The organism is Methyloceanibacter sp. wino2 (genome assembly GCF_003071365.1).
Classification (GTDB): domain Bacteria; phylum Pseudomonadota; class Alphaproteobacteria; order Rhizobiales; family Methyloligellaceae; genus Methyloceanibacter.
In genome coordinates, this window is the sequence record NZ_CP028960.1 from 1,546,463 (window position 1) to 1,568,427 (window position 21,965).

The 21,965-nt window shown below is 63.4% G+C and carries 19 protein-coding genes and 1 tRNA gene; 10 read left to right on the forward strand and 10 right to left on the reverse strand.

The window, feature by feature from the left end:
- Nucleotides 1–62: 62 nt before the first annotated feature.
- From DCY11_RS07185 to grpE, 4 genes are all read left to right on the forward strand, one after another.
- A complete protein-coding gene (locus DCY11_RS07185; protein ID WP_159079862.1) occupies nucleotides 63–2,336 on the forward strand; it encodes an ATP-binding protein in 2,274 nt (757 codons plus the stop codon).
- 283 nt (nucleotides 2,337–2,619) lie between these two features.
- Entirely contained in the window at nucleotides 2,620–3,522 is a 903-nt protein-coding gene (locus DCY11_RS07190) for a GNAT family N-acetyltransferase (RefSeq protein WP_371515043.1), read from the forward strand.
- A 66-nt stretch (nucleotides 3,523–3,588) separates the two neighbouring features.
- Nucleotides 3,589–4,683 (forward strand): heat-inducible transcriptional repressor HrcA, encoded by a 1,095-nt coding sequence (gene hrcA, locus DCY11_RS07195; RefSeq protein WP_069443911.1) that lies wholly within the window; start codon nucleotides 3,589–3,591, stop codon nucleotides 4,681–4,683.
- A gap of 100 nt (nucleotides 4,684–4,783) precedes the next feature.
- Entirely contained in the window at nucleotides 4,784–5,446 is a 663-nt protein-coding gene (grpE, locus tag DCY11_RS07200) for a nucleotide exchange factor GrpE (protein WP_108682255.1), read from the forward strand.
- 12 nt (nucleotides 5,447–5,458) lie between these two features.
- On the opposite strand, the gene DCY11_RS07205 is transcribed toward grpE, so the two are convergent.
- Nucleotides 5,459–6,028 (reverse strand): alpha-ketoglutarate-dependent dioxygenase AlkB, encoded by a 570-nt coding sequence (locus DCY11_RS07205; protein WP_245409487.1) that lies wholly within the window; start codon nucleotides 6,026–6,028, stop codon nucleotides 5,459–5,461.
- A gap of 379 nt (nucleotides 6,029–6,407) precedes the next feature.
- Here DCY11_RS07205 and dnaK point away from each other — a divergent pair, with 379 nt between their 5' ends.
- The 4 genes from dnaK (at nucleotide 6,408) to pyrF (ending at nucleotide 11,118) form a co-directional block, all read left to right on the forward strand.
- Complete coding sequence (gene dnaK, locus DCY11_RS07210; protein ID WP_108682260.1) at nucleotides 6,408–8,333, forward strand: molecular chaperone DnaK; 1,926 nt, start codon at nucleotides 6,408–6,410, stop codon at nucleotides 8,331–8,333.
- A gap of 119 nt (nucleotides 8,334–8,452) precedes the next feature.
- Entirely contained in the window at nucleotides 8,453–9,610 is a 1,158-nt protein-coding gene (dnaJ, locus tag DCY11_RS07215) for a molecular chaperone DnaJ (protein WP_108682262.1), read from the forward strand.
- 212 nt (nucleotides 9,611–9,822) lie between these two features.
- Nucleotides 9,823–10,386 (forward strand): NADPH-dependent FMN reductase, encoded by a 564-nt coding sequence (locus DCY11_RS07220; protein WP_108682264.1) that lies wholly within the window; start codon nucleotides 9,823–9,825, stop codon nucleotides 10,384–10,386.
- Between the two features lie 24 nt (nucleotides 10,387–10,410).
- Nucleotides 10,411–11,118, forward strand: coding sequence for an orotidine-5'-phosphate decarboxylase (pyrF, locus tag DCY11_RS07225; protein WP_108682266.1), 708 nt, complete (start codon nucleotides 10,411–10,413; stop codon nucleotides 11,116–11,118).
- On the opposite strand, the gene DCY11_RS07230 is transcribed toward pyrF, so the two are convergent.
- Both DCY11_RS07230 and DCY11_RS07235 read right to left on the reverse strand, forming a co-directional pair.
- A complete protein-coding gene (locus tag DCY11_RS07230) occupies nucleotides 11,115–11,474 on the reverse strand; it encodes a DUF167 family protein (RefSeq protein WP_108682268.1) in 360 nt (119 codons plus the stop codon). The two genes, pyrF and DCY11_RS07230, sit on opposite strands and share 4 nt — an antisense overlap.
- Before the next feature lie 7 nt (nucleotides 11,475–11,481).
- On the reverse strand, nucleotides 11,482–11,775 hold the full coding sequence (locus tag DCY11_RS07235; protein WP_045364043.1) for a YggT family protein: 294 nt from the start codon (nucleotides 11,773–11,775) through the stop codon (nucleotides 11,482–11,484).
- A gap of 211 nt (nucleotides 11,776–11,986) precedes the next feature.
- Here DCY11_RS07235 and DCY11_RS07240 point away from each other — a divergent pair.
- Nucleotides 11,987–12,062: transfer RNA gene (locus DCY11_RS07240), tRNA-Ala, on the forward strand.
- A 92-nt stretch (nucleotides 12,063–12,154) separates the two neighbouring features.
- Here DCY11_RS07240 and DCY11_RS07245 read toward each other — a convergent pair.
- The 6 genes from DCY11_RS07245 to DCY11_RS07270 all read right to left on the reverse strand — a co-directional run bounded on the left by DCY11_RS07245 (nucleotide 12,155) and on the right by DCY11_RS07270 (nucleotide 20,143).
- Complete coding sequence (locus tag DCY11_RS07245) at nucleotides 12,155–13,129, reverse strand: PQQ-dependent catabolism-associated beta-propeller protein (protein WP_108682270.1); 975 nt, start codon at nucleotides 13,127–13,129, stop codon at nucleotides 12,155–12,157.
- Nucleotides 13,130–13,134: 5 nt separating this feature from the next.
- A complete protein-coding gene (locus DCY11_RS07250) occupies nucleotides 13,135–14,442 on the reverse strand; it encodes an ABC transporter substrate-binding protein (protein WP_108682272.1) in 1,308 nt (435 codons plus the stop codon).
- Nucleotides 14,439–16,367, reverse strand: coding sequence for a quinoprotein dehydrogenase-associated putative ABC transporter substrate-binding protein (locus DCY11_RS07255; RefSeq protein ID WP_108682274.1), 1,929 nt, complete (start codon nucleotides 16,365–16,367; stop codon nucleotides 14,439–14,441). The genes DCY11_RS07250 and DCY11_RS07255 overlap by 4 nt, the downstream gene beginning before the upstream one ends.
- Before the next feature lie 89 nt (nucleotides 16,368–16,456).
- The gene (locus DCY11_RS07260) at nucleotides 16,457–18,382 is read right to left on the reverse strand and encodes a PQQ-dependent dehydrogenase, methanol/ethanol family (protein ID WP_108682276.1); all 1,926 of its coding nucleotides are present in this window, start codon (nucleotides 18,380–18,382) and stop codon (nucleotides 16,457–16,459) included.
- Nucleotides 18,383–18,755: 373 nt separating this feature from the next.
- Nucleotides 18,756–19,478, reverse strand: a complete 723-nt coding sequence (locus tag DCY11_RS07265) for a response regulator transcription factor (RefSeq protein ID WP_108682278.1) — start codon at nucleotides 19,476–19,478, stop codon at nucleotides 18,756–18,758.
- A gap of 290 nt (nucleotides 19,479–19,768) precedes the next feature.
- Nucleotides 19,769–20,143: a hypothetical protein gene (locus DCY11_RS07270; protein ID WP_159079863.1), complete on the reverse strand. Its 375-nt coding sequence runs from the start codon at nucleotides 20,141–20,143 to the stop codon at nucleotides 19,769–19,771.
- A 305-nt stretch (nucleotides 20,144–20,448) separates the two neighbouring features.
- Here DCY11_RS07270 and DCY11_RS07275 point away from each other — a divergent pair, with 305 nt between their 5' ends.
- On the forward strand, nucleotides 20,449–21,072 hold the full coding sequence (locus DCY11_RS07275; protein WP_108682282.1) for a hypothetical protein: 624 nt from the start codon (nucleotides 20,449–20,451) through the stop codon (nucleotides 21,070–21,072).
- Here DCY11_RS07275 and DCY11_RS07280 read toward each other — a convergent pair.
- Complete coding sequence (locus tag DCY11_RS07280; RefSeq protein ID WP_108682284.1) at nucleotides 21,056–21,958, reverse strand: trypsin-like serine protease; 903 nt, start codon at nucleotides 21,956–21,958, stop codon at nucleotides 21,056–21,058. The genes DCY11_RS07275 and DCY11_RS07280 overlap by 17 nt on opposite strands.
- Between the last annotated feature and the right edge of the window lie 7 nt (nucleotides 21,959–21,965).

A 21,965-nucleotide genomic window follows, 5' to 3' on the forward strand; every position in this document is an offset into this window, starting at 1 on the left:
CCAAGCTCAGCGCCAATGAAAAGCCGGGCAAAAAGCCCGGCGCATAAACAGGCGTCAAAACAGTGCAGTACACGAACTGGCAGAGCTCCGGCGCTGACGGCGCCGGCGGGGTGCGCGCACCCCTGACCATCGCGGCCCTCGCGCTGGCGCTGATCGGGCTGTGCCTGCTCGGCCTGGGCGGGACCGGAACGCTCGCGCTTGCGCCGCTGCTGCTGGGCTTCGCGCTCTTTGTCGTCGCCATGCGCATCCAGCCCACGGCCGACCACACCCGGCTCGCGGCCCTGGCCGAGCGGCTCAATACCGACATCGAATCGATCAAGGATCTGCAGTGGGAAATCCGCGAACGCGAGAGGCGCTATCGCGACCTGCTGGATCACCAGGACGAGGTCATCGCGCGCCGCGATTGGCAAAACAATCTGTCCTTCGTCAACGATGCGTTTTGCAGAACCTTCGGCGTCGCGCGAGACGACGTTCTCGGTGCGCCGCTGACGCTGCCGATTCTCGACAGCGAATCCGGTTCGAGAAGCGAAGAGACAGGCGCAGGCCGGAGCACCCGCGTGATCGAGCTGAACACCACATCCGGCCCGCGCTGGTTCGTGTGGGAAGACTTCGTCTTGCCGAGTGAAGACGGAACGGCCGGCGAGGTTCAGAGCGTCGCCCGCGACGTGACGGAGCAGCGGGCCGCCGAATTGGCTCTGGCGCGCGCGCGCGACGAAGCCATGACGGCGAACCAGGCCAAGTCGCAGTTCCTCGCTTCGATGAGCCATGAAATCCGTACACCGATGAACGGCATCCTCGGCATGACGGGGCTGCTTCTCGACACCAAGCTTTCGCCGGAGCAGCTGACCTATGCGCACGCCATTTCGGCGTCGGCGACAACGCTTCTAAGCCTCATCGACGAGGTTCTCGACTTCTCCAAGATCGAGGCGGGTAAGATGGAGCTGCGCCCCGCGCCGTTCGACCTGTCCGAGGCCATTCAAGGCGTCGTCGAACTGCTCGCTCCCCGCGCCCGCGAAAAGGGATTGGAGATCGGCTGGCTCGTTGCGCCCGACCTGCCGCAACGCGTGGTGGGGGATGAGATCCGCGTCCGCCAGGTGCTGATCAATCTCCTCGGCAATGCCATCAAATTCACCGAGCACGGCGGCGTAAGCCTGTCCGTCAGCCAGGCCGCCGCTTCGTCGGACGCCGGCCGACCAGTCCTCCGCTTCGACGTGACGGACACGGGCCCCGGCGTGCGCGCCGATGCGCTCGAGCGCATCTTCGCCGAGTTCGAACAAGCCGATCAGGGTCCGACGCGCCGCCATGGCGGGACGGGACTTGGCCTCACGATTTCGAAGCGGCTCGTGCAGGCGATGGGCGGTGACATCCGGGTTGCAAGCCGGCCGGGCGCGGGAACGACGTTCAGCGTCGACCTCCCGCTCGAGGCCCCTATCGACACCCCGCGCCTCGGCGCCGCGTGGCCAAAGCCCATGGCGGGCGAACGTGTGCTCGTCCTGCTGGAAGGCCAGACCGAGGCGACGATCTTGCGGGAGCTCATCGCCAGCGCCGGTGCGCCTGTGACGTGCGTCTCCCGCGCCGAAGCCGCCCGTGTGGCCCAAGATGCCGCGGGCGAAGGCGCTCCCTTCAGCGGCTTACTGACCGATATGGCGAACGCCGAGTACGGCGCGCGGTCCCTCGTTCCGCTGCTCGGCGGCGCTCAAGGCCAGCCGGGACCCCGCGTGGTGGTCGTCATCGACCCGGGCGAACGCGATGCCTACGCAGCGGTCGCAGGTCAGGGCCATACCGCCTTTCTGGTGCGTCCGGTGCGGCCCGTCTCGGCACTGACGCGCCTGTTCGCCCCGCTGGAAACGGCCCAGAACTCCGTCCACCGTCTCGGCGGCGCCGGCCCCGCCCGCGACCCTGCAGCAACGGGGCTGTCGGTTCTGCTCGCCGAAGACAATGACATCAACGCCTTGTTGGCGCGCACCGTCCTTATGAAGGCCGGAGCCGCCGTGACCCGCGCGCGCAACGGCGCCGAAGCCATCGCGAAAGCCAAGGACGCGCTCGGCACTGGATCCGGCTTCGACCTGATCCTGATGGATATCCACATGCCGGACGTCGGCGGGATCGAGGCTGCGGCCCGAATCCGCGCCCTTTATCCCGGCAGCGCGGAACCGGGGACCGGGCGTCCGCCGATCGTTGCCCTGACCGCCAATGCCTATGCGGAGGACCGTGAATCCTATCTCGCGGCCGGCCTGGACGACTATCTCGCCAAACCCTTCGAAAAACGGGACTTGGAAGAGCTGGTCCAGCGCTGGCAGCGAAACCGCTACACGGCCGGGGCCGGGGCTGCCTAGGCACTGGACTCCACTTCAGCCACACGCGGATATCCACCGCCTGTCACATAGGGTTCGAATTGGTTTGCTAACCCGCTTCTGATGTGGCCGAATCGGGGGTGGCCGGAAGGCCCTGCGATCCGTCGAGAGCTTGGCTTAAGCCTCGCGGTACGATCCCCGAAAATGTCAGGTGGGCAGCACCATGCCGACGAAAACGACTCCGGGACGCTTTGCAGAGAAGTTTCTGGTGGGAGCCAAATTCCCCGGCTTGAATTTCCGAGGCGTCCCCGGCGGACTGCCCTTCATGGGCAGGGGCGGCGCTTTGGGCAAAGGCGGATTATCGTCCGGTCTTCGCGGGCGGTTTCAGCCGCCGCAAGTCTACGGGCGGATGGGCTCGCTCGAAGTCCGGCTCGCCCGAAAGAAGAGCGAAATCCGCCGAGCGCAGCGGCTCCGCTACAAAGTGTTCTACGAGGAGATGGCGGCCACGCCCAACGCGCTGGCCATGCTGTCGCGCCGCGACGAGGATGCGTTCGATCCGATTTTCGACCATCTCCTGGTGCTGGACCACGGCGATCCCAACCGAAAGGGGTGGAGGCGGCCCAAGGTGGTCGGCACCTATCGCGTTCTGCGCCAGGATATCGCCGACGAACACGACGGGTTCTACACCCAGGGCGAATACGACATCGAACCGCTCATCCAGTCCAAATCCGGGAACAGCTTCATGGAGCTTGGCCGCTCCTGCGTGCTGAAGCCGTACCGCAACCGCCGGACCGTGGAGCTTCTGTGGCACGGCATCTGGTCCTACGTGCGCCAGCACGGCGTCGACGTCATGGTCGGCTGCGCCAGCTTCCCGGGCGTCGATCCCGCTCAGCATGCGATGGCGCTCAGCTTCCTGCACCACACCGCCAGCCCGCCCGAGGAATGGCGCGTCTCGGCCCACGACCATCTGCGTGTCGACATGAACATGATGCCGCAGGAAGCGCTGAACATGCGCGCGGCGCTGAAGGCGATGCCGCCGCTGATCAAAGGGTATCTGAGGCTCGGGGCCTATATCGGTGACGGCGCGGTGATCGACCGGCAGTTCGGGACCACGGATGTCCTGATCATCCTGCCGGTGGAGCACATCAATTCGCGCTATTTCGCCCATTTCGGCGCACCGGACGAACTCGCGGCGCCGGTCGCGCATGATTTCGGGCCGCTGAACTAGTCGGGGCGCTGACGCCCGCCGCCGATGTCGTTTGACGCCGTGCGGAGCGCTACCTAAATTTCCCGCATGGGTCATACGGACGTCAAAAGCGCCATGGCGGCGGCGGACGCAGCAGCCGGATTGCGCCAGCTCAACGAACGCTCGCGCGAAATCTTCCGGCGCATCGTCGAGACCTATCTGGAGACGGGCGAACCGGTCGGCTCGCGCAATTTGAGCCGTGCCCTGCCGATGACCCTGTCTCCGGCCTCCGTACGCAATGTCATGTCCGACCTCGAGGGGCTGGGGCTGATCTACGCCCCGCACACGAGCGCGGGCCGGCTGCCGACGCAAACCGGCTTGCGGCTCTTCGTGGACGGCCTGCTGGAGATCGGCGACGTCACGGAGGCGGAGCGCAAGGAAATCGAAGCCCGCATCGGTGCGAGCGGCCGCCACCGGGGCGTGAAGGATTATCTCGCCGAGGCCGGCGAAATGCTGTCGGGCCTGTCTCGCTGCGCCGGTGTGGTCTTGGCCGAGAAGCAAAGCAAGACGCTGCGGCAGGTTGAATTCGTCAATCTCGGTCAAGGTCAGGCGCTGGCGGTGCTCGTGAGCGAAGACGGGGACGTCGAAAACCGCATCGTGACGCTACCTCAAGGATTGCCGCCGTCGTCCCTGAACGAAGCGACGAACTACATGAACGCGCGTATCGCCGGCATGACGCTGGAAGAGGCGCGCAAGCGCGTCGAGACGGAGATCGAGGAACGGCGCGCTCAGCTCGACGAACTGACGGCGCGGGTGGTCACGGACGGACTCGCGACCTGGTCTGGGGAGGCCGACAATCGCCAGAGCTTGATCGTGTGCGGCCGGGCGCATCTTCTCGAGGACATCAAGGCAATGGAGGACCTCGAGCGGGTCCGGCTGCTGTTCGAGGATCTCGATGCCAAAAAAGGGCTGATCCAACTGCTCGGTCTTGCCGAACGGGCCCAGGGCGTCCGGATTTTCATCGGTTCGGAGAACAATCTTTTCTCTCTCTCCGGCTCGGCTCTGATCGTGTCCCCGTTTGAGGACTCAGAACAGAAGATCGTCGGCGTGCTGGGCGTCATCGGCCCGACGCGCCTCAACTACGCCCGCATCATTCCGATGGTGGATTACACCGCGCGGCTCCTCGGGCGGCTCGTCCCGTAAGGCCTCCGCCACGGCGATCCCCGCCTTCTCCCTTGATTTTTGTCGCCGCCCGGTCGATATCCGGGGCTCTTCCTGTCAATCCAAACGCTTGAGAGTTTTGATGCCGGACGAACCTTCCGATACCCGCCCCAATGACAAGCCGCAGGCGCCGCAAGGCGCACCGGAGGCGTCCGCCACCAAGGACGCCGGCACCGACGTCGCGGGCGATCTCGAGGCGCTGCTGACGGAAAACGCGGACATGCGCGACAAGGTCTTGCGCACCATGGCCGACATGGAGAACCTGCGCCGCCGCACCGAGCGCGAGAAGGAAGATACCTCACGCTACGCCATCTCGAATTTCGCGCGCGATGTTCTCACCATCGGCGACAATCTACGCCGCGTGCTCGAACATGTGCCGGCGGAGGCGGCGGAAAAGGACCCGGCGCTCAAGAGCCTTCTCGAAGGCGTGGAGCTGACCGAGCGCGAGCTGCTCAAGATGATGGAGAAGCATGGCGTCACGCGGCTGGAGCCGCTGGGGCAGCGCTTCGACCCGAATCAGGAGCAGGCCATGTACGAAGTCCCGACCACGGACGTGCCGGACGGCACGGTGGTGCAGGTTATGCAGGCTGGCTTCACCATCGGCGATCGGGTCTTGCGGCCCGCGCTTGTCGCCGTGTCCAAAGGCGGACCGAAACCGGCCCCGGCGCCGAAAGGCGGTGCGCCTGAGGGCAACGGCTTCGGTACCGGCCCTGCCGCCAACGACGACACCAAAGGCAAGAGCTAGCAGGCAGCGCGCCTAAGCGGGCTTTGTGACGCGGCGGAGCGTGAGGTTGAACCGCCCGCCCTCGTCCAGGAGATCGCTCGTCCCGGGCAGCACGCAGTCGATACCGTGATAGGCCAGCCGGTCTGCACCCCCCAGAACGACCGCGTCCCCCGACGTCAGTTCGAGCTTGCGCGTCGGGCCTTTCCGGGTGGTGCCGCCGACACGGAAAATTGCCGTATCGCCCAGCGAGACCGACAGCACGGGCGCTTCAAACTCGTCCTCGTCCCGGTCCTGATGCAGCCCCATCTTGGCCGTGCAGCCATAGTAGTTGATCAGGCAAGCTTCCGGCTGATGGGGATAGCCGGCAAGCTTCTCCCACAGCGCGAGGAGGCTTTGGGGAATCGCGGGCCAAGCGGCCCCAGTCTCGGGATGGGTGGCCTGATAGCGATAGCCGCGCGCCTTGTCCGTGACCCAGCCGAGCACACCCGCGTTGGTCATGCGGACCGACATGGGCTTGCCCGACCGCGGCATGGTGGGGACGAACAGCGGTGCTTGCCGGATAATCTTGCGAATATCGCCCAGCAGCGCGGTCTGTTCGGCCACGGTTAATTCTTTCGGAAAATACTGCACGCGCCGTTTGCCCTTCCGCGTCCCTTCCACGCCACTCGCCCTGAAGCTCTAGTCTACCGGGCGGAAATGCTCAGGACAGGCCCCATCGCGAGGTCTCCGGGGTGACAAAGGAGGATCGCGCAAGAGCACCGGCGGCGATACCTGGAATACCTCCAGATGCGACCTGTGTTCTCCTTGCGGGCCCTAGGGTTGGCACCTATATAACCGCGGAACCCCGTGTGATTTTGCGCATGGGGGCGCTGCGAAACAATTGGGAACCGGATCGCGCCGCCTTGAGGAAGGCCAGGCGCATCAGTGAATGCCGGGTGCCGCGCTAGGGCCCGGACGGTTTGCCAGAAAGAGAGGCTCGGAAATGGCGAAAGTTATTGGTATCGACCTCGGCACGACGAATTCTTGTGTCGCGGTCATGGATGGAACAAGCCCGAAGGTCATCGAAAATGCCGAGGGCGTGCGCACGACACCGTCCATGGTGGCGTTTGCCGACGACGACGAGGTGCTGGTCGGACTGCCGGCGAAGCGCCAGGCCGTTACCAATCCCGAAAATACGATGTTTGCGATCAAACGCCTGATCGGTCGCCGCTTCGACGACCCGACGGTTGCCAAGGATCAAAAGCTCGTCCCATACGAGATCATCAAGGCGGACAACGGCGATGCATGGGTCGAATCCCATGGCAAGAAGTACTCGCCCTCCCAAATCTCCGCCTACATCCTTCAGAAGATGAAGGAGACGGCCGAAGCCCATCTCGGGCAGAAGGTCGAACAGGCCGTTATCACGGTTCCCGCCTATTTCAACGACGCTCAGCGCCAGGCGACGAAAGACGCCGGCAAGATCGCCGGCCTTGAGGTGCTCCGCATCATCAACGAGCCGACGGCCGCCGCGCTCGCCTACGGTCTCGACAAGAAGGACGGCCAGACCATTGCCGTCTACGACCTTGGCGGCGGCACGTTCGACGTCTCCATTCTTGAGATCGGCGACGGTGTGTTCGAGGTGAAGTCGACCAACGGCGACACGTTCCTCGGCGGCGAGGACTTCGACATGCGCCTGGTCGATTACCTGGCCGACGAGTTCAAGAAGGAGAACGGCATCGACCTGCGCGGCGACAAACTCGCTCTGCAGCGCCTGAAAGAGGCGGCCGAGAAGGCCAAGATCGAGCTGTCGTCGACGCAGCAGACCGAAATCAACCTGCCCTTCATCACGGCCGATCAGTCGGGTCCGAAGCATCTGACCATGAAGCTGACCCGCGCGAAGCTCGAGAGCCTCGTGGAAGACCTGATCAAGCGCACCATCGCCCCGTGCGAGGCGGCGCTGAAGGATGCCGGCCTGAAGGCAGGCGACATCAACGAGGTCATCCTCGTCGGCGGCATGACCCGCATGCCGAAGGTCGCCGAGACGGTGAAGACCTTCTTCGGCAAGGATCCGCACAAGGGCGTGAACCCGGACGAAGTCGTGGCCATCGGCGCCGCGATCCAGGCGGGCGTGCTGCAGGGCGACGTCAAAGACGTGCTGCTGCTCGACGTGACGCCGCTGTCGCTCGGTATCGAGACACTGGGCGGCGTGTTCACCCGTCTCATCGACCGGAACACCACGATCCCGACCAAGAAGAGCCAGGTCTTCTCCACCGCCGAAGACAATCAGAACGCGGTGACGATCCGGGTCTTCCAGGGCGAGCGCGAGATGGCCGCGGACAACAAGATGCTTGGCCAGTTCGACCTTGTCGGCATTCCGCCCGCACCCCGCGGCGTGCCGCAGATCGAGGTCACGTTCGATATCGATGCCAATGGCATCGTGAATGTCTCGGCGGCAGACAAGGCGACCGGCAAGGAGCAGTCGATCCGCATCCAGGCCTCTGGCGGCCTGTCCGATGCGGACATCGACCGCATGGTCAAGGACGCCGAAAGCCATGCCGAGGAAGACAAGAAGCGCCGCGAACTCGTCGAGGTCCGCAACCAGGCGGAAGCGCTGACCCATTCGACCGAAAAGATGCTCGCCGATTTCGGCGACAAGGTTTCGGCCGAGGACAAGGCAGCGGTCGAGGCTGCCGCGGCCGAGGTGAAGACCGCCGCCGAAGGCGAGGACGTGGAAGCCATCAAGCAGAAGCTTGAGGCGCTGGCCCAGGCCTCGATGAAGCTTGGCGAAGCCATGTATCAGTCGAACGAGGCGGAGGGTGCCGCTGAAGGGCCCTCAGCCGACGCGGCCGGAAGCGGCGGCGGAGACGAGAACGTGGTCGATGTCGACTTTGAGGAAGTCAAAGACGACGACGACAAGAAATCCGCGTAACGACAAGGTCCAACACGGCAGCGGAGCCCCGGCCCACTCGGGGCTCCGCCGGCTGCCCAATAAGAGACCCGCGAGCGGCCCGTTCGGAAACGAACGCGGTATGAGGGTCCGGAGGGTTGATGGCGAAGCAGTGCTACTACGAAGTCCTCGGCGTTGCCCGCGGGGCCAATGACGGTGAGATCAAGACCGCGTTCCGGCGGCTTGCGAAGGAATGTCATCCGGACCGGCATGGCGGCGACGAGACCGCCGAAGAGCGTTTCAAGGTTGTCAACGAAGCCTATGAGGTCCTGAAGGACCCGCAGCGCCGCGCGGCTTATGACCGGTTCGGCCATGCGGCCTTCGACGGGCGGTCCGGCTTTGGCGGTTTCGGCGGCGGCGCGGGCGGACACGGCTTTGGTTCGGACTTTTCGGAGTCCATGTCAGCCATGTTCGACGATCTGTTCGGCGAATTCATGGGCGCGCGCCGGCCACGGCAACGCGGCGGCCGCGAGCGTGGCGCCGATCTCCGCTACAACATGCAGATTTCACTGGCCGAGGCCTATGAGGGCCGCACGGCGCAAATTCGCGTCCCCACCGGTGTCACCTGCGAAGAGTGTTCCGGCTCGGGCGCCAAGCCCGGCACGTCGCCGGTCACCTGCCGGACCTGTGGCGGGGCGGGCAAAGTCCGAGCGAGCCAAGGCTTCTTCACCATCGAACGATCATGCCCCACATGCGACGGCCGCGGCGAGGTCATCGAAGACCCCTGCACGAGCTGCCAAGGGACCGGACGCGTGATGCGGGAGCGGACACTGTCCGTGACGATCCCCGAGGGCGTGGAGGATGGCACGCGGATCCGGCTCGCGGGCGAGGGTGAAGCGGGCTTGCGCGGCGGCCCCCCGGGCGACCTCTATATTTTCCTGGCGATCAAGCCCCATGAGTTTTTCCAGCGCGACGGTGCGGACCTGTTCTGCCGCGCGCCGATCTCCATGACGACGGCTGCGCTAGGCGGCCAGATCGAAGTCCCGACGATCGACGGCGGACGCAGCCGCGTGAAGATTCCCGAGGGCAGCGAGAGCGGCAAACAGTTTCGCCTCAAAGGCAAGGGCATGCCCGTTCTGCGGTCCAAGCAGCAGGGCGACCTCTATATTCAGGTCGAGGTTGAGACGCCGAAGAACCTCACACGCAAGCAGCGCGACCTCTTGCGTCAATTCGACGAGGAGTCGAACGCGGAGACGAGCCCCGAATCATCGGGCTTCTTCGCGCGCGTGAAAGAATTCTTCGACGGCATCGGCGAGTAGCGCATCCGCCGTCACGCGATTAGGTCGATTAATTCCACGATCGCCTCTTCCGCTCCCGCCGAACCGTCCCTACATGCATTCCCGCGCGGACGACAGGAGGGCGGCACCGGCGCGCTTCGCCACAAGGCCACGGCGAAGGCGCTCTAAGCCTCGACGAACAAGCCTCAGCCTGCAAAGATCAACGGGAAGGCTCGACTACAACGGAGACGCTTATGCGGTTGTTGTTTTTCGCAGGGAGCGCTCGAGAGGGATCGCACAACAAGAAGCTGGCCCGTCTGGGGCAGATGATCGCCGAAGCCAACGGCATCGAGGCCGTCTTCGCCGATCTTTGCGACTACCACATGCCGATCTATCACGGCGATCTGGAAGACGCCGAGGGCGTGCCGGAACGGGCCCAAGCCTTCAAGGCGCTTCTCGGCGAGTATGACGGCGTCATGATCGTCACGCCCGAGTACAATTCCGGCATTCCGGCGCTCCTCAAGAATACACTGGATTGGGTTAGCCGCGTGCGCACGGAGCCGAACGTGTTCCAGACCCGCGTGTTCGCGGTCTCGGGCACGTCACCCGGTTATTACGGCGCCATGCGCGCGCTGCTGCAGCTGCGCCAAGTCCTCACGGTCGGGCTCGGCGCCACCGTGATCCCGCAACAAATGGCCTTGCCCGGCGCGATGAAGGCCTTCGCCGAGGATGGTAGTCTGGTCGACGAGACACGGCAGAAGATGTTTGCCGATGTGGTGGAGGCCTTGGCTGTGGCGGCGCGCAAGTTCGGGGCCTAGGCGCGAAATCGTTTGGGGGGAAACATGACAACGGAGAACTTGGCGCCCAAGGACCGGATCGTTCTTGCGCTGGATGTCGCCGATCTCGATGAGGCGCGCAGGCTTGTCGACGCACTCGGGGACAGCGTGGGCGTCTTCAAGATCGGCCTCGAGCTGATCTATCGCGGCGGGCTCGGCTTTGCGGAGGAACTGGTCGGCCAAGGCCGCAAGGTGTTTCTCGATGCCAAGCTGCTCGATATCGAAGCGACCGTGGAGCGCGCCACGGCGGCGATCGCCAAGACCGGCGCGCAGTTCCTCACCGTCCACGCCACCGACCGCAAGACCCTGAACGCGGCCGTGCGCGGTCGCGGGGACAGCGCGATGAAACTGCTTGGCGTAACGGTGCTCACCAATCTCGATCGGGCGGATCTCTCGGAGCAAGGCATCGAGATGCCTCCCCTGGCCCTCGTGCAAGAGCGGGCGCGGCTCGCGCAGGATGCGGGATTCGACGGGATCGTGGCGTCGGGCAAGGAAGCAGCGGCGCTGCATGAGCGCCTGCGGGACTTTCTCATCGTCACGCCCGGTATCAGACCGGCGGGTGCAGATGCAAATGATCAGGCGCGGATCGTGACCCCTAGCGACGCGATCGCCGCCGGGGCGCATTACCTCGTGATCGGGCGGCCCATCACGCGCGCGGAAGACCCACGCGCGGCGGCAGAAGCCATCGCCGCGGAGATTGCCGCGACCGCCTAGGACGGAGGATTGCTGAATTCGGTGAGCCTTGTGGCGACCAAGGCCGAAAGGCCAATGGCGCTGCCATCGATCGCCACGATCTTGATGCGCGCCTTGGTGCCCTGGATGACCGAAACTGTCGACCGTGGCACGCCGAGCCATTTAGCGATCAGCGCTTCGAGCGCCATATTGGCTTTGCCGTTCTCAGGCACGGCGCGCACGCGCGCTTTCAGTATGGGATCGCCCCCGAACTCCTCGACGCCTTCCACCGCATCCCGCGCCGACTTGGGCGTAAGCCGCACGGCGATGGCCACGCCGGTTTCCGTCTGACGGATTTTCAGTTGCAGCGCGCGAGGCCCCTGGGCGCTGTCGCCCATGGGACTGCTACACGAAGGCCGGCAGCAGCCAGCCCAGCAGCACCACGTCGCGGATGAACAACAGAATGAGGATGAGGATCACCGGCGAGATGTCGATACCGCCGAGATTGGGCATGAAGCTGCGTATCGGCGCAAGCGCGGGCTCGGTGATGCGGTAGAGCATGTCCGCGATCGAATAGACGAAGCGGTTGTTCGTGTTCACGACATTGAAGGCGATCAGCCAGCTCAGAATGGCGCTGGCGATGACAACCCAGATGAAGAGGTCGATGACAAGAGCAATGAATCCGATCAAAGGCACCATGTAACGGCCCCTCCTCGCGCGGCCTCGGACCCCATGTAGCTGACGGGCGCGCCAAAGGGCAAGCCCCCTGACGAAAAGCCCGTTTATGTGCGCCCTCTGCGCCGTTTCGTGGCACTTCCCCGACCAACTGACCACCGTACAGAATTCGGCGCCTCAATGCGGGCGTTGCTTGACAGAGGGGGGAGCGGCTCCCTAAATGCGGGGCTCGCATGGGGCCGTAGCTCAGTTGGGAGAGCGCAGCAATCGCACTGCTGAGGTCGTCGGTTCGATCCCGTCCGGCTCCACCAAATCCCTCGCACAATCAGTGGCTTGACAAAGCCTCGCCGGAAGCCTTGAGGGCCGCCCGGTTCGCCTTGGCGCCGATGTGCCGAGCGCCAGCCTAAGGCGTGATCGCAATGCCCCAAGGCAGACGCCCGACCGGGACCGACTTGAGCGGCTTCAGCGTCTCCAGATCGACGACGGTCATGTCGTTTGTGAGCCCATTGGCGACATAGAGCTTCGAGCCATCGGGAGCGATCTCCACGTGCCAGGGGCGCTGCCCGACGAGGATGTAGTCCTCCACTTCGAACGTCTCGGCGTTCACCACCGCGACCCGGTTGGCGGGCCCCAAAGCGACGAAAGCCTTTCTCCCGTCCTTGGAGAACCGCATGCCGACGGGCTGTATCTGTTCCGGCGACACACCAGGAATCTCGAAACCGATCACCTTGAGCGTCTCGTAGGTGTCGCCGTCGATGACCGCAACGGTCCCGCCCACTTCGGAGGTGACCCAGACGTTCTTGCCGTCCGGCTGCCACTCGGCGTGGCGCGGGCGCGTATCGACAAGGACGTTGGCCACGAGCTCGTTGGTTGCCGTGTCGATGAAATGCGCCATGCTCGAGCTTTCGGACGTTGCCACCGTCACGGTGCCGTCGGGGCTGACCCGCATGCCCTCCGGTTCGACGCCGACGGGAACCTCGACGATGAGTTCCCCTGAGTCGGGTTTCATGATCGTCACCATCGAGTCGTCCTCGTTGGCGATGTAGATGGTCTTGCCGTCCTTCGACACGTCCATCAGTTCGGGATCTGGCCCCGAATCCAAAGTACGGACAATCTCGAGCGACTCCGCATCGATGACCTCGACGGCATCGTCGTCACCGACGCACACGAACACCTCGGTCTTGTCCGGCCCCGTGACGATCCCGCGCGGGCGGCGGCCCGTGGCGATCGTCTTGATGATCTCCAAGGAGTCCGAGTCGACCACGGTGACGGTGTTGTCCCGCTCGTTCGAGACGAAAATCTTGTCGGCGTAGGCCGGCGTGATCGCAAGCATCGCGATCGGCGCCACGGCCAGCATGACGGCATTGCGGCGTTTCATTCCCACTATCTCTGGACGGTTGTTTCGGGGGCGGTGTTTTCAGGGAAACGGCAGGCCGTTTCCGGCTCATCGAAGCCGAGCGTGTCGGTCGGGAAATGCTGGTGCAGGAACCCCTCCTGCGGCGAAAGGGATACGAGTGCCTGCGGGCCCATGATCAGAATCGGTTGACGCAGTTGATGGTCCCAAGGCCGCACGGTCAACTTCTGACCCTTAAAGCCGGCCACGCGGAACTTGTCCGAGTAGACATAGTCGCGCAGGGATCCGACGTCGCGCTTTTTGGAACGCGCGGCTGCTTCTCCGAACGTGCGGACGGCCAGCCAGCCCGCATAGTCTCGCTCGGTCATGTTGCGGCCGGCCAGTTCCTGGAAAGCGCTCTGCAGGGACATGCCGCCCCATTGTTCGAAGGCGCGGTGCCAGATCGAGGCCGTGAGGCCATGCGTGCCGACAACCGGGTCGGGATCCGAGGTGCGGTACATGAAGTACAGTCCGAAAGCCTCGCCCGTATCGATGACGAAGACCACATCGTGATCGGGCGCGTTCTGCGTGACCATCGGGATCTGGCTTTGAATCTGCTGATGCCCGGACTCGACGCGCCGCGAACCGGCCTCGAATTCATAGGTGCGTTCGTCAACCACCTTGCCGCCGAATCGCTGCGCCGCGCGTTTTACGGCCTCGGCATAGTCGTCGTCTTGCGAGCTCGTCCCTTTGACGATCAGCCATCGCGGCCACTTCTTCCAAACGAGGTATTGGGCGAGAGCGTCCGCACGCATGGCCCAATTGGGCACGATGTGAACGACATTGGCGCGGCAGTTCTCCTGGCGCAGCCGGTCGTCGGCGGAGCGCATGTTCAGGATGAGCGAGTCTTGCGCCTCGGGAAGATCGGCCACGGCGAGGAGGTCGTCCGGCTCCAAGTCGGCCACGATCAGTCGCGGTCCGTCGGCAAGTAGTTTCTTGGCTTCTGCGGTGACATCGCCGTCTTCGGGCACGATGTGCTCCGTCAGCACCGTCTCGACGCCGAGAAAGCGCGCCGTCGCGTTGTTGTCGAGGATGCCGAGGCGGGCGCCTTGGACGCCCTTGTCGGTCAGGACCGGCTCCATCAGCGACAGGGGAATCGGTTCCTCGTACTGCTTGCCGAGATAGACGATGTCCACGACCGTTTCCGGCTGCGGTGCCGGTGGCTTCCGCGCCGCTCGAGACTCTTCGGACGGTTTAGAGACGTTATTGCCGGGCTGCTCCGTAGGATAAGCGGGGGTGAGCAGTGCGACAGAGATCGCGGCGACGGCGATGCATAAGGTTGCCGTTCCAAATCTCATTTCACCTCCATAAGCGCCGCGGACGACTTCTTCGGCGTTTCTTCGACGCCACGCTCGGACTTATTGGTTGCCGGCGCACGGATCTTGGCCGGGAGTTCGAGCTGGAGAATCGCAGCCTCGCTCTGATTGGCCTTGGCGATATCCAGCGCCGTTTGACCGCCCGGCGTCTTCACGTCGGGATCCGCGCCCGCCTGAAGCAACAGGCCGATCAGCGGCGGGTTGTTGTGCGTGGCCGCGATCATCAGCGGCGTCACGCCTTTCGTGCTCCGCGCATCGACATCCGCACCGCCCTCGATCAGCCGGCGGGCGACATCGACGGAACTGGCGCCCTGATTGAAGCGGGCGGCACGTCCCGACTTGAGGGGCTGCGTGGCAACCATCATGAGGGGCGTCAGCCGCTCCGCGCCCACCGGCTCGTCAAGCTTCGCGCCCGCATCCATGAGGGCGTTGGCCGCGAAGAACTTGGCTTCCATGATCGCGATTGCCAGCGGTGTCACTCCGCTGGGAGCGGCTTTATCCAAATCGGCACCGCCTTTCGCCAGCGCCTCGATGGACGGCACGTGGTTGCGAAATGCCGCGTGGAGCAGCGGCGTCCAACCGTCGCGATCCGCAAGATTCGGGTCCGCGCCCTTGTCGAGCAGAAACGCGATCATGTCGGAGTCACGCTCGCGGGCAGCGGTGTGGAGCGGGGCAAGGCCCATGAGGTTGAGCGAATCGATATCGGCACCACGCTCGAGCAGGAAGGCGACCCGCTCGCGGTCGGTACCGACAACCGCGTTGCTGAGTTCCTCGTTGAGATCGGCGCCGTCGTCGAGCCATTCGTCGAGCCGCGTTTCGGTTACGACCTGATCAGGGGACGCCTTATCTTTCTGCAAGCCTTCGCGATTCGCCGACAAGGGCGTCAGGTAGAGCTTTCGCGCCTTCTCCTGCCGGTCCGTGAAGTAGGTGCCATGGGAGGGGAGGTCCCCCGACACGACGCAGTTGCTGCATTGCACGAGCGGCACGCCATACGCGTTCAGGACGTCCTTGATCTCGTCGCGGCCGCGTTCAAGCGCGTCATCCAGCATGTATTTCAGGACAATGTTGGTCGGCTGGACACCGAGCGCGAGGTTAAACTCGAGCGGCACCTCGTCGTCCATCAGATTGACGGGCTGAATGTTGATCTCCTCGCCGCGCAAGGTCTTGAGGAAGCCCGCAAAGGGCCCGAACACACCGGCTATGTCGATCTCTCCATCGACAACCTGCTGGACCTGCCGCCAGGGCTGCTTCTCCGGCTGCAAGTCCGCGTCGTGGCTAAGGACATGGACGTCCAACTCATCGGTAATCCCATGCTTGGCGAGCACCAAGCGGAGGCCAGAGTGCTGATAAACACCGAGGCGAAGCTCTTTCAGCCGCGGATCATCGAATCCTTCGATGTCGATGTCGTCTTCCTCGCGGGAGACGAATACGTAAGGCGTTCGATAGATCGGAGTGGTGGTCAGCACCTGGTCGTAACCGGCGGGCATTCCCAGCAGCACATCACACTCGAAGTTATCGAAAGTCTGCCGAGTCAGGCCGCGGTCGATCTGCGGACGCCAGAAATGGATGATCTTGGCGCCGAGTTCCTTCGCGACAATCTCGATGATCTTGTTGTCGAAGCCTTCGCCCTTGTCGTTCGACAGAGGCATATTGCCCGGATCCGCACACACACGCAGCGACTCGATCTTCATCTTGCGCGCCACCGCCTTGGCTGCGGTGAGTTCGGCGGAGGTCAGTTCGTCATAGGTCTTGTTGGCAAAGCCCTGACTGAGAAACTCGGCTGTTTCTTCGGACTGCGCCGTTACTTCCGGCAGCGCCGTTTCTTCGGCCTGAGCAGTCGCGGCTGCGCCGCCTGTAATAAACAGAAACGCCGCGCAAACCGCGGTGCAGGAGAATCGGTGGGTCAACGCAACAACCCCAGTTTGGATCAAAGGTTCTCAGAGAAAGAGGTGGCGCCAGACGAGTTGCCCCGTCTGACGCCACTGACAAGCCGTAGCTAGTCGAGGAGTCTGAAGGTCGTGACCGTTCCACCCTGCGGGATGTTGGTCAGGCCGGTGGCCTTGGCCATGGCCGTCGCGCCGATCGCACCGAACTTGTCGTTCATGTCCAGACCCGCGGTGACCGGCAGGCCGATCCAGCCGCCGATACCCGAATGCACCGACACGTACTGCTTTCCGTCAAGCTTGTAGGTGATCGGATTGCCGATGATGCCGGAGCCCAGCTTGCGGCTCCACAGGACCTTACCGGACTTCCGGTCGACCGCACGGAAGTCACCGCCGAGCGAACCGTAGAAGACGAGACCGCCGTCGGTCACGGCAGCGCCACCCCAGTTCGGATACGGATCCGGGATCTCCCAGAGCGTCTTGCCGGTCAGCACGTCGAACTTCTTGAACTTGCCGGTTACGCCGGGCTTTTCAGGATACATGTACACGTTCGCGAACACGTAGACCGTGCCCTGCTGCGTGTGCGTGCGCTCCTGAGGCTCGTCTTCCATGCACCAGTTGTTGGTCGGGCAGTACGCAATGTTTCCTTCCTTGGGATCGATTGCGCAGGGCTGCTGATCCTTACCGCCCATGGCAGACGGACAGGCCGACGTGTTCACACCGATGTTGAAGGGCGAATGCTCCTTCACCTTGATCGGACGGCCGGTCTTGAGATCGACCTTCTCCGCCCAGTCCACGGTGACGAACTTGTTGGCACGAAGAAGCGTGCCGTCGACACGATCGAGGACGTAGGCGAAGCCGTTGCGATCAAAGTGCACCAGCGTCTTACGCTGCTTTCCGTCGACTTCCATGTCCACGAGGATGTTCTCGTTGACGCCGTCATAGTCCCACTGGTCGAACGGGGTCATCTGGTAGGCGAACACAGCGTCACCGTTCTCAACCTTGCGGGCGAAGATCGTCATCGACCACTTGTTGTCGAACTTGCCGGAGGTCAGGTCGGGATCGAATTCGTTGCACTTCTCGTGCGTATGATCCTCACCTTCGAGACCGCAGCGAAGGCCGGGGCTCCAGTGACCGGGGTTACCCGTGGAGTAATAGATCATTTTCAGCTCAGGATCGTAGCTGAACCACGCCCAGGGGGCGCCGCCGCCGATCTTCCACTCGTCGTTCGGATAGGTGACGACGCCGAGATCCTTGCCGTACGACCCATAATGGGGGTTGGCCTTGTTGGTCTCGGGCGTCAGGCAGACGTCCTTGTCCGACCCCGTCGAATGACAGCTCCAAACTTCGCTGCCGTCTTCGATGTTGTAGGCCGTGATGCGGCCGCGCGCGGCAAATTCGTCACCGCCGAAGCCGGCGAGAACCAGGTTCTCGGCAATCATCGTCGGACCGGTATGCGTCTCGCCCTTCTCAGGATAGGCGTGCTTGACGGTCCAGACCTCCTTGCCGGTCTTGCCGTCGAGCGCAATGACGAAGCCGTCCAGCGTGTGGAACACGACCTTGCCCTTCGCGTAGTTCAGACCACGGTTGACCGTGTCGCAGCAGGCGCGCGGAATGGCCGATTCGTCACGATCGGTCTTCTTCACGTAGTTCCAGGTCTGCTTCGGATTATCCGGATCCGTCAGGTCAAGCGCCTGCACAACGTTGCAGAGCGGCATCGACGGGCAACCGCTCACGAAATACATCATGGGCGTGCCGTCTTCCAACTTGACGACGACGGGCTGGCCTTCCTGGCCACGCAGCGAGTTCATCGACTGCGCCCAAATCATCCCAAGCTTGCCGACATTCTCCGTGTTGATGTCTTTCAGCGGGCTGTGACGGGTCAGCTGGTTGTCACGGCCCGGCGCGGGCCACAAATTGGGATCCTTGGCTCGTTCGTCGATCTCGGCCGATGCGGACTGGTCCGCCATCACCGACACCGGCGCGAGCAGAAGCGCGGCTGTCAGGCCAATACCTAGGCCTAGTTTCTCAAACTTCATTTCGGTTGCTCCTCCCGAATTATCCGGACGGCTCGTAGGATTTGTTCCTGCGCGCCAAACTTGCCCCTTGGGGCGTGACGTCGGCGAAGCACTCGCTGGCTAGCTTGTCCGTGAGTGCGAAGTTCCGAGGGAAAGTCGAGTTGGGAAGAAGTGCCCAGACGCGGGTTCGAAACGAAGTCAACACTCTGACAAACCGAGGGCCATAGGGGCTCCCGACGACTGGGATGCTACAGAGTGTCACGCTGCTTGGTGTTCCAGACCTCTCAGAGAAGATTGCGCGCCGACTGCGAAACGCATGTCTGGGTTTTGGGGAATTTGTCCCGACATTGTGCAACACATGTTCCCCAGGGCCTTCCCGGTGCACGGGGAAGATCTAGCCCGTTTTTTTGGAACCTTTGGCAAGCGGGCGCGCGACGTTCGGGGGCGCCGGAAAGTTCTGAACCGCGAAGTGAACCAATTCCTGCAGCGATTGCACGCCCAGCTTCGGTTTCAGGCGATTGCAGATGTGAGCAACGGACTTGTAGCTGAGGGCGAGATTGTCGGCGATCTGTGTGTAGGACTTCCCATCCGCTAGTAGAGAAAGGATGAAGCGTTCCCGGGACGATAGGGCCTCGAGGGCCAACGTCTTGGGTTCGCGATTTCTGAGGAACGCGAGATCGGACGCCAGGATCCGACTCACATAGGGAAGACCCTGACGCACCGTCGTCAGCGCCATCGCAATCTCGTCGTTCGATGCATCCTTCACAACATAGCCATTCGCGCCCACTTTCAGGGCCTCGTGTGCAATGCGCGGATCGTCATACATGCTGAGCACGAGGATCGGCACGCTCTCGTCGTAGCGGCGGAGCCGCCTGATGAAGGACAGCCCCGCAAGCGCGCCGGCGCCCATGGCCAAGTCCACAATGACGATAGCGGGGCGCCTGGAGCGGCAGAACCTGAAGGCTTCGGCGAAGCTTTGCGCGTTGCGAATGACGGTGCCGCCGGTCTCTTCGATCAGCAGGCGAATACCGGCGAAGACGACCGGATGATCGTCGACAAGCAGAATGACATCGTCGGAGTCAGTCTGCTGATCGTTCTGGATTTCATCATTCGGCACCGGATCTCAGTTCGCCCCGCTTCGATTCGCCTCGACGGGGAAATGCTAGCAGAGCGTGTCATGCCTGATATTCCAGAGCGCCTGTAGAAAAACGGGAAGCGACCCTCACCGCGTTGGCAAGGCGAGGAACAATATTCGCCAACATCGGGATCGGGGACGACATCGCACCGCCGACACTGTGAGATCAGAGGTCGAAGCTCAGCGCAGTGCGCCGAGAGACCGGCCGCTCGTAAGACGGCACTCCGGCCGCCGGTCCTTCCCGGCGGACACCGTGCGTCACACGGGTTCGATCAGATGCCGCGCGCGACGCTGAGCCCGTCGAAGGGCGTGATCCAAGATGCCGTCCAGCCCAAGCGCCCGTCTTCAGCGAAGCGAAGGCCGGCGAGCATGAACAAGGCGCCGGACTGGTTCTTGGTCTTTTCGACTTCCACGACGGCGTAGCCGATGAAGCGTCCGCAGACTTCAGAGCCTGCAGCTTTGTTGACCTCGTTGACCGCGATGGGCTCGGTCTTGCCCGCCGACAACTCCGACGCAAGAGAAATGGCCTGCGCCTCGGTCTCGCACAGCATGGCGTTGACTTTTGAAGGAGAGCCGGCCTCGCCCGCGACCACGGGAACGGCCGCGAAGATGCCCGCCAACGCAACTAAGAGAGTTTTTGCCTGCATGGATGGCCTGTCCTGGTTCCTGCAAATTTGCGTTGAGGCAAAATTGTCAACATCACCCGGCGCCCGGTCAAGAACATCCTGGGGGTTGGTAGGAAAGTTTGCCACTCTCCTATTGGCACTAGTCTGGCCCTGTTTCGTCCAGTCTTGCTTGATATTTCGGCCATTTTCACTGGGCACTTCCGAGGTATGGGCCCTTATGTCCTGGGCATTTCTCCATCGGGAGATTTGCGGGAGATGGCATCGCTACCAGGGCCTGCAATCGTCTAAGGGAAGACTCTTGTGCCCCCCGAAAAGAGAGTATTCCCATGTCCACTCCTATTCCGGCTCTTCGCGCTCTGTGTCTGAGCCTCGCCACGTTCCTCGCGCTTGCCTTCATCAACACCGCGGATGCGCAAGGGCTTGCGGAGGGAGGCTTCGACCCAGCTGACCTCGAAGCGATGACCGCCTCCGTGCGTCAGGTGGAGCTCACCGAGGACAACGTGACCCGGCTGATCGCGTCATTTCCGGAGATACGGAAGACGGGGGCGAAGTTCTCCAAGACGCAGCTGCCGGAGAAGCCGCCCGTACCGGGCAGCGGCAACTCGGACCTGGACGCCCTGCCGGACGACAAGCGTGCCGCCCTCGAAGCGATTGCCCAGAAGCACGGCTTCAAAAATCTGGAGGAGTGGTCCGACACGGCGGGAACCGTGGTCAGGGGATACATTTTCCTGGCACAGGGCAAGAAACCCGGCGCGACCGACACGGCTCTCCGTTTGAACGTCGAGCATGCCGAGCGCAATCCCAATCTCACCCCGGAGCAAAAGACCGAGATCATCGAGATGTATCGGCGGATCGCGTCCAGCCTCAAGCGCCTCGAGCCGTCCGACGAGAACTACGAGATGATCGTTGCGATGAAGGACAAGCTCGCGCCGATCATGGATCCGAACTAGCCGGTCCGTAGCCAAGCGAACGCGTTACCTCTTCGATGAACGCACGATTTGCGGAAAGTGCCGTGGCGGCGCTCTCGCGGCGGCCAAAGACGGCGGCCAGTTCCGGCGGCAGGCCGCGCTGAGCCGAGATGACACCGACATAGCGCAACACTTCGTCGTCATCCTCGATCAGGAGGGCGCCGCCGCTATCGCCGGGTAGGACATTCTCATCCAGACACCATAGCGTCTCATGCAAGCCTGCCTCTCGGTCGAGCCGGCTCTTGAAGCACTCGGCTGCGTCTTTGATCTTCACCGGCCGATAGCGGCGTATCCCCGCATTGCTGCAGTCCTCGGCCGTTGCGCAAGTCAGCCCTCCATACGCCACAAGGAGGCCCCGGCGTCCGGGCCCCGTCGTCGCGGGACGTGGCAACGAAGACCCCATCGCGTCCGCCTTGCCGAGCGGCAGTTCGACATCGATCGGCGCCGCCGTCACAAGGATTGCCATGTCATGGGGAAGGCGGGCGGTTCTCCATTGGCTCGTGTCGTTCTCGCGCCACTCTGGAGCGACGTTGACGGCTTCCACGGCGTACGATCGCATGCGCCCCTGCTTGAACACGTGCACGAACAGCTCGTCCGGCTGCAAATAGGAGTCGACATAGATGCGCTTGCCCCATGCCTTCGCCACATGCTGCACGCAGTGCGCCGAGGTTACGACGACGCGGGGATAGAGCACCGTGCCCGAGCAGATCATACGGCCGCGCTGGGCGATCTCCACGACGAAGGGATAGCGCTCATCGCGATCCTCGATGCCATTGGGAAGAGCGCGGGCCGAAGCCCCCGGAAGAGTGACCGCAATCAGGATGGCCAGCCAAAGCGCGATGTCGAGGAAGCGTGTCGGGCGCGGCATCGCGAGC

Coding starts and splice junctions, on each gene's coding strand:
- DCY11_RS07190 (WP_371515043.1), top strand. CDS start 2,620: ATGGGCAGGGGCGGCGCTTTGGGCAAAGGCGGATTATCGTCCGGTCTT.
- hrcA (WP_069443911.1), top strand. CDS start 3,589: ATGGGTCATACGGACGTCAAAAGCGCCATGGCGGCGGCGGACGCAGCA.
- grpE (WP_108682255.1), top strand. CDS start 4,784: ATGCCGGACGAACCTTCCGATACCCGCCCCAATGACAAGCCGCAGGCG.
- dnaK (WP_108682260.1), top strand. CDS start 6,408: ATGGCGAAAGTTATTGGTATCGACCTCGGCACGACGAATTCTTGTGTC.
- dnaJ (WP_108682262.1), top strand. CDS start 8,453: ATGGCGAAGCAGTGCTACTACGAAGTCCTCGGCGTTGCCCGCGGGGCC.
- DCY11_RS07220 (WP_108682264.1), top strand. CDS start 9,823: ATGCGGTTGTTGTTTTTCGCAGGGAGCGCTCGAGAGGGATCGCACAAC.
- pyrF (WP_108682266.1), top strand. CDS start 10,411: ATGACAACGGAGAACTTGGCGCCCAAGGACCGGATCGTTCTTGCGCTG.
- DCY11_RS07230 (WP_108682268.1), bottom strand. CDS start 11,474: ATGGGCGACAGCGCCCAGGGGCCTCGCGCGCTGCAACTGAAAATCCGT.
- DCY11_RS07235 (WP_045364043.1), bottom strand. CDS start 11,775: ATGGTGCCTTTGATCGGATTCATTGCTCTTGTCATCGACCTCTTCATC.
- DCY11_RS07245 (WP_108682270.1), bottom strand. CDS start 13,129: ATGAAACGCCGCAATGCCGTCATGCTGGCCGTGGCGCCGATCGCGATG.
- DCY11_RS07250 (WP_108682272.1), bottom strand. CDS start 14,442: ATGAGATTTGGAACGGCAACCTTATGCATCGCCGTCGCCGCGATCTCT.
- DCY11_RS07260 (WP_108682276.1), bottom strand. CDS start 18,382: ATGAAGTTTGAGAAACTAGGCCTAGGTATTGGCCTGACAGCCGCGCTT.
- DCY11_RS07270 (WP_159079863.1), bottom strand. CDS start 20,143: ATGCAGGCAAAAACTCTCTTAGTTGCGTTGGCGGGCATCTTCGCGGCC.
- DCY11_RS07275 (WP_108682282.1), top strand. CDS start 20,449: ATGTCCACTCCTATTCCGGCTCTTCGCGCTCTGTGTCTGAGCCTCGCC.
- DCY11_RS07280 (WP_108682284.1), bottom strand. CDS start 21,958: ATGCCGCGCCCGACACGCTTCCTCGACATCGCGCTTTGGCTGGCCATC.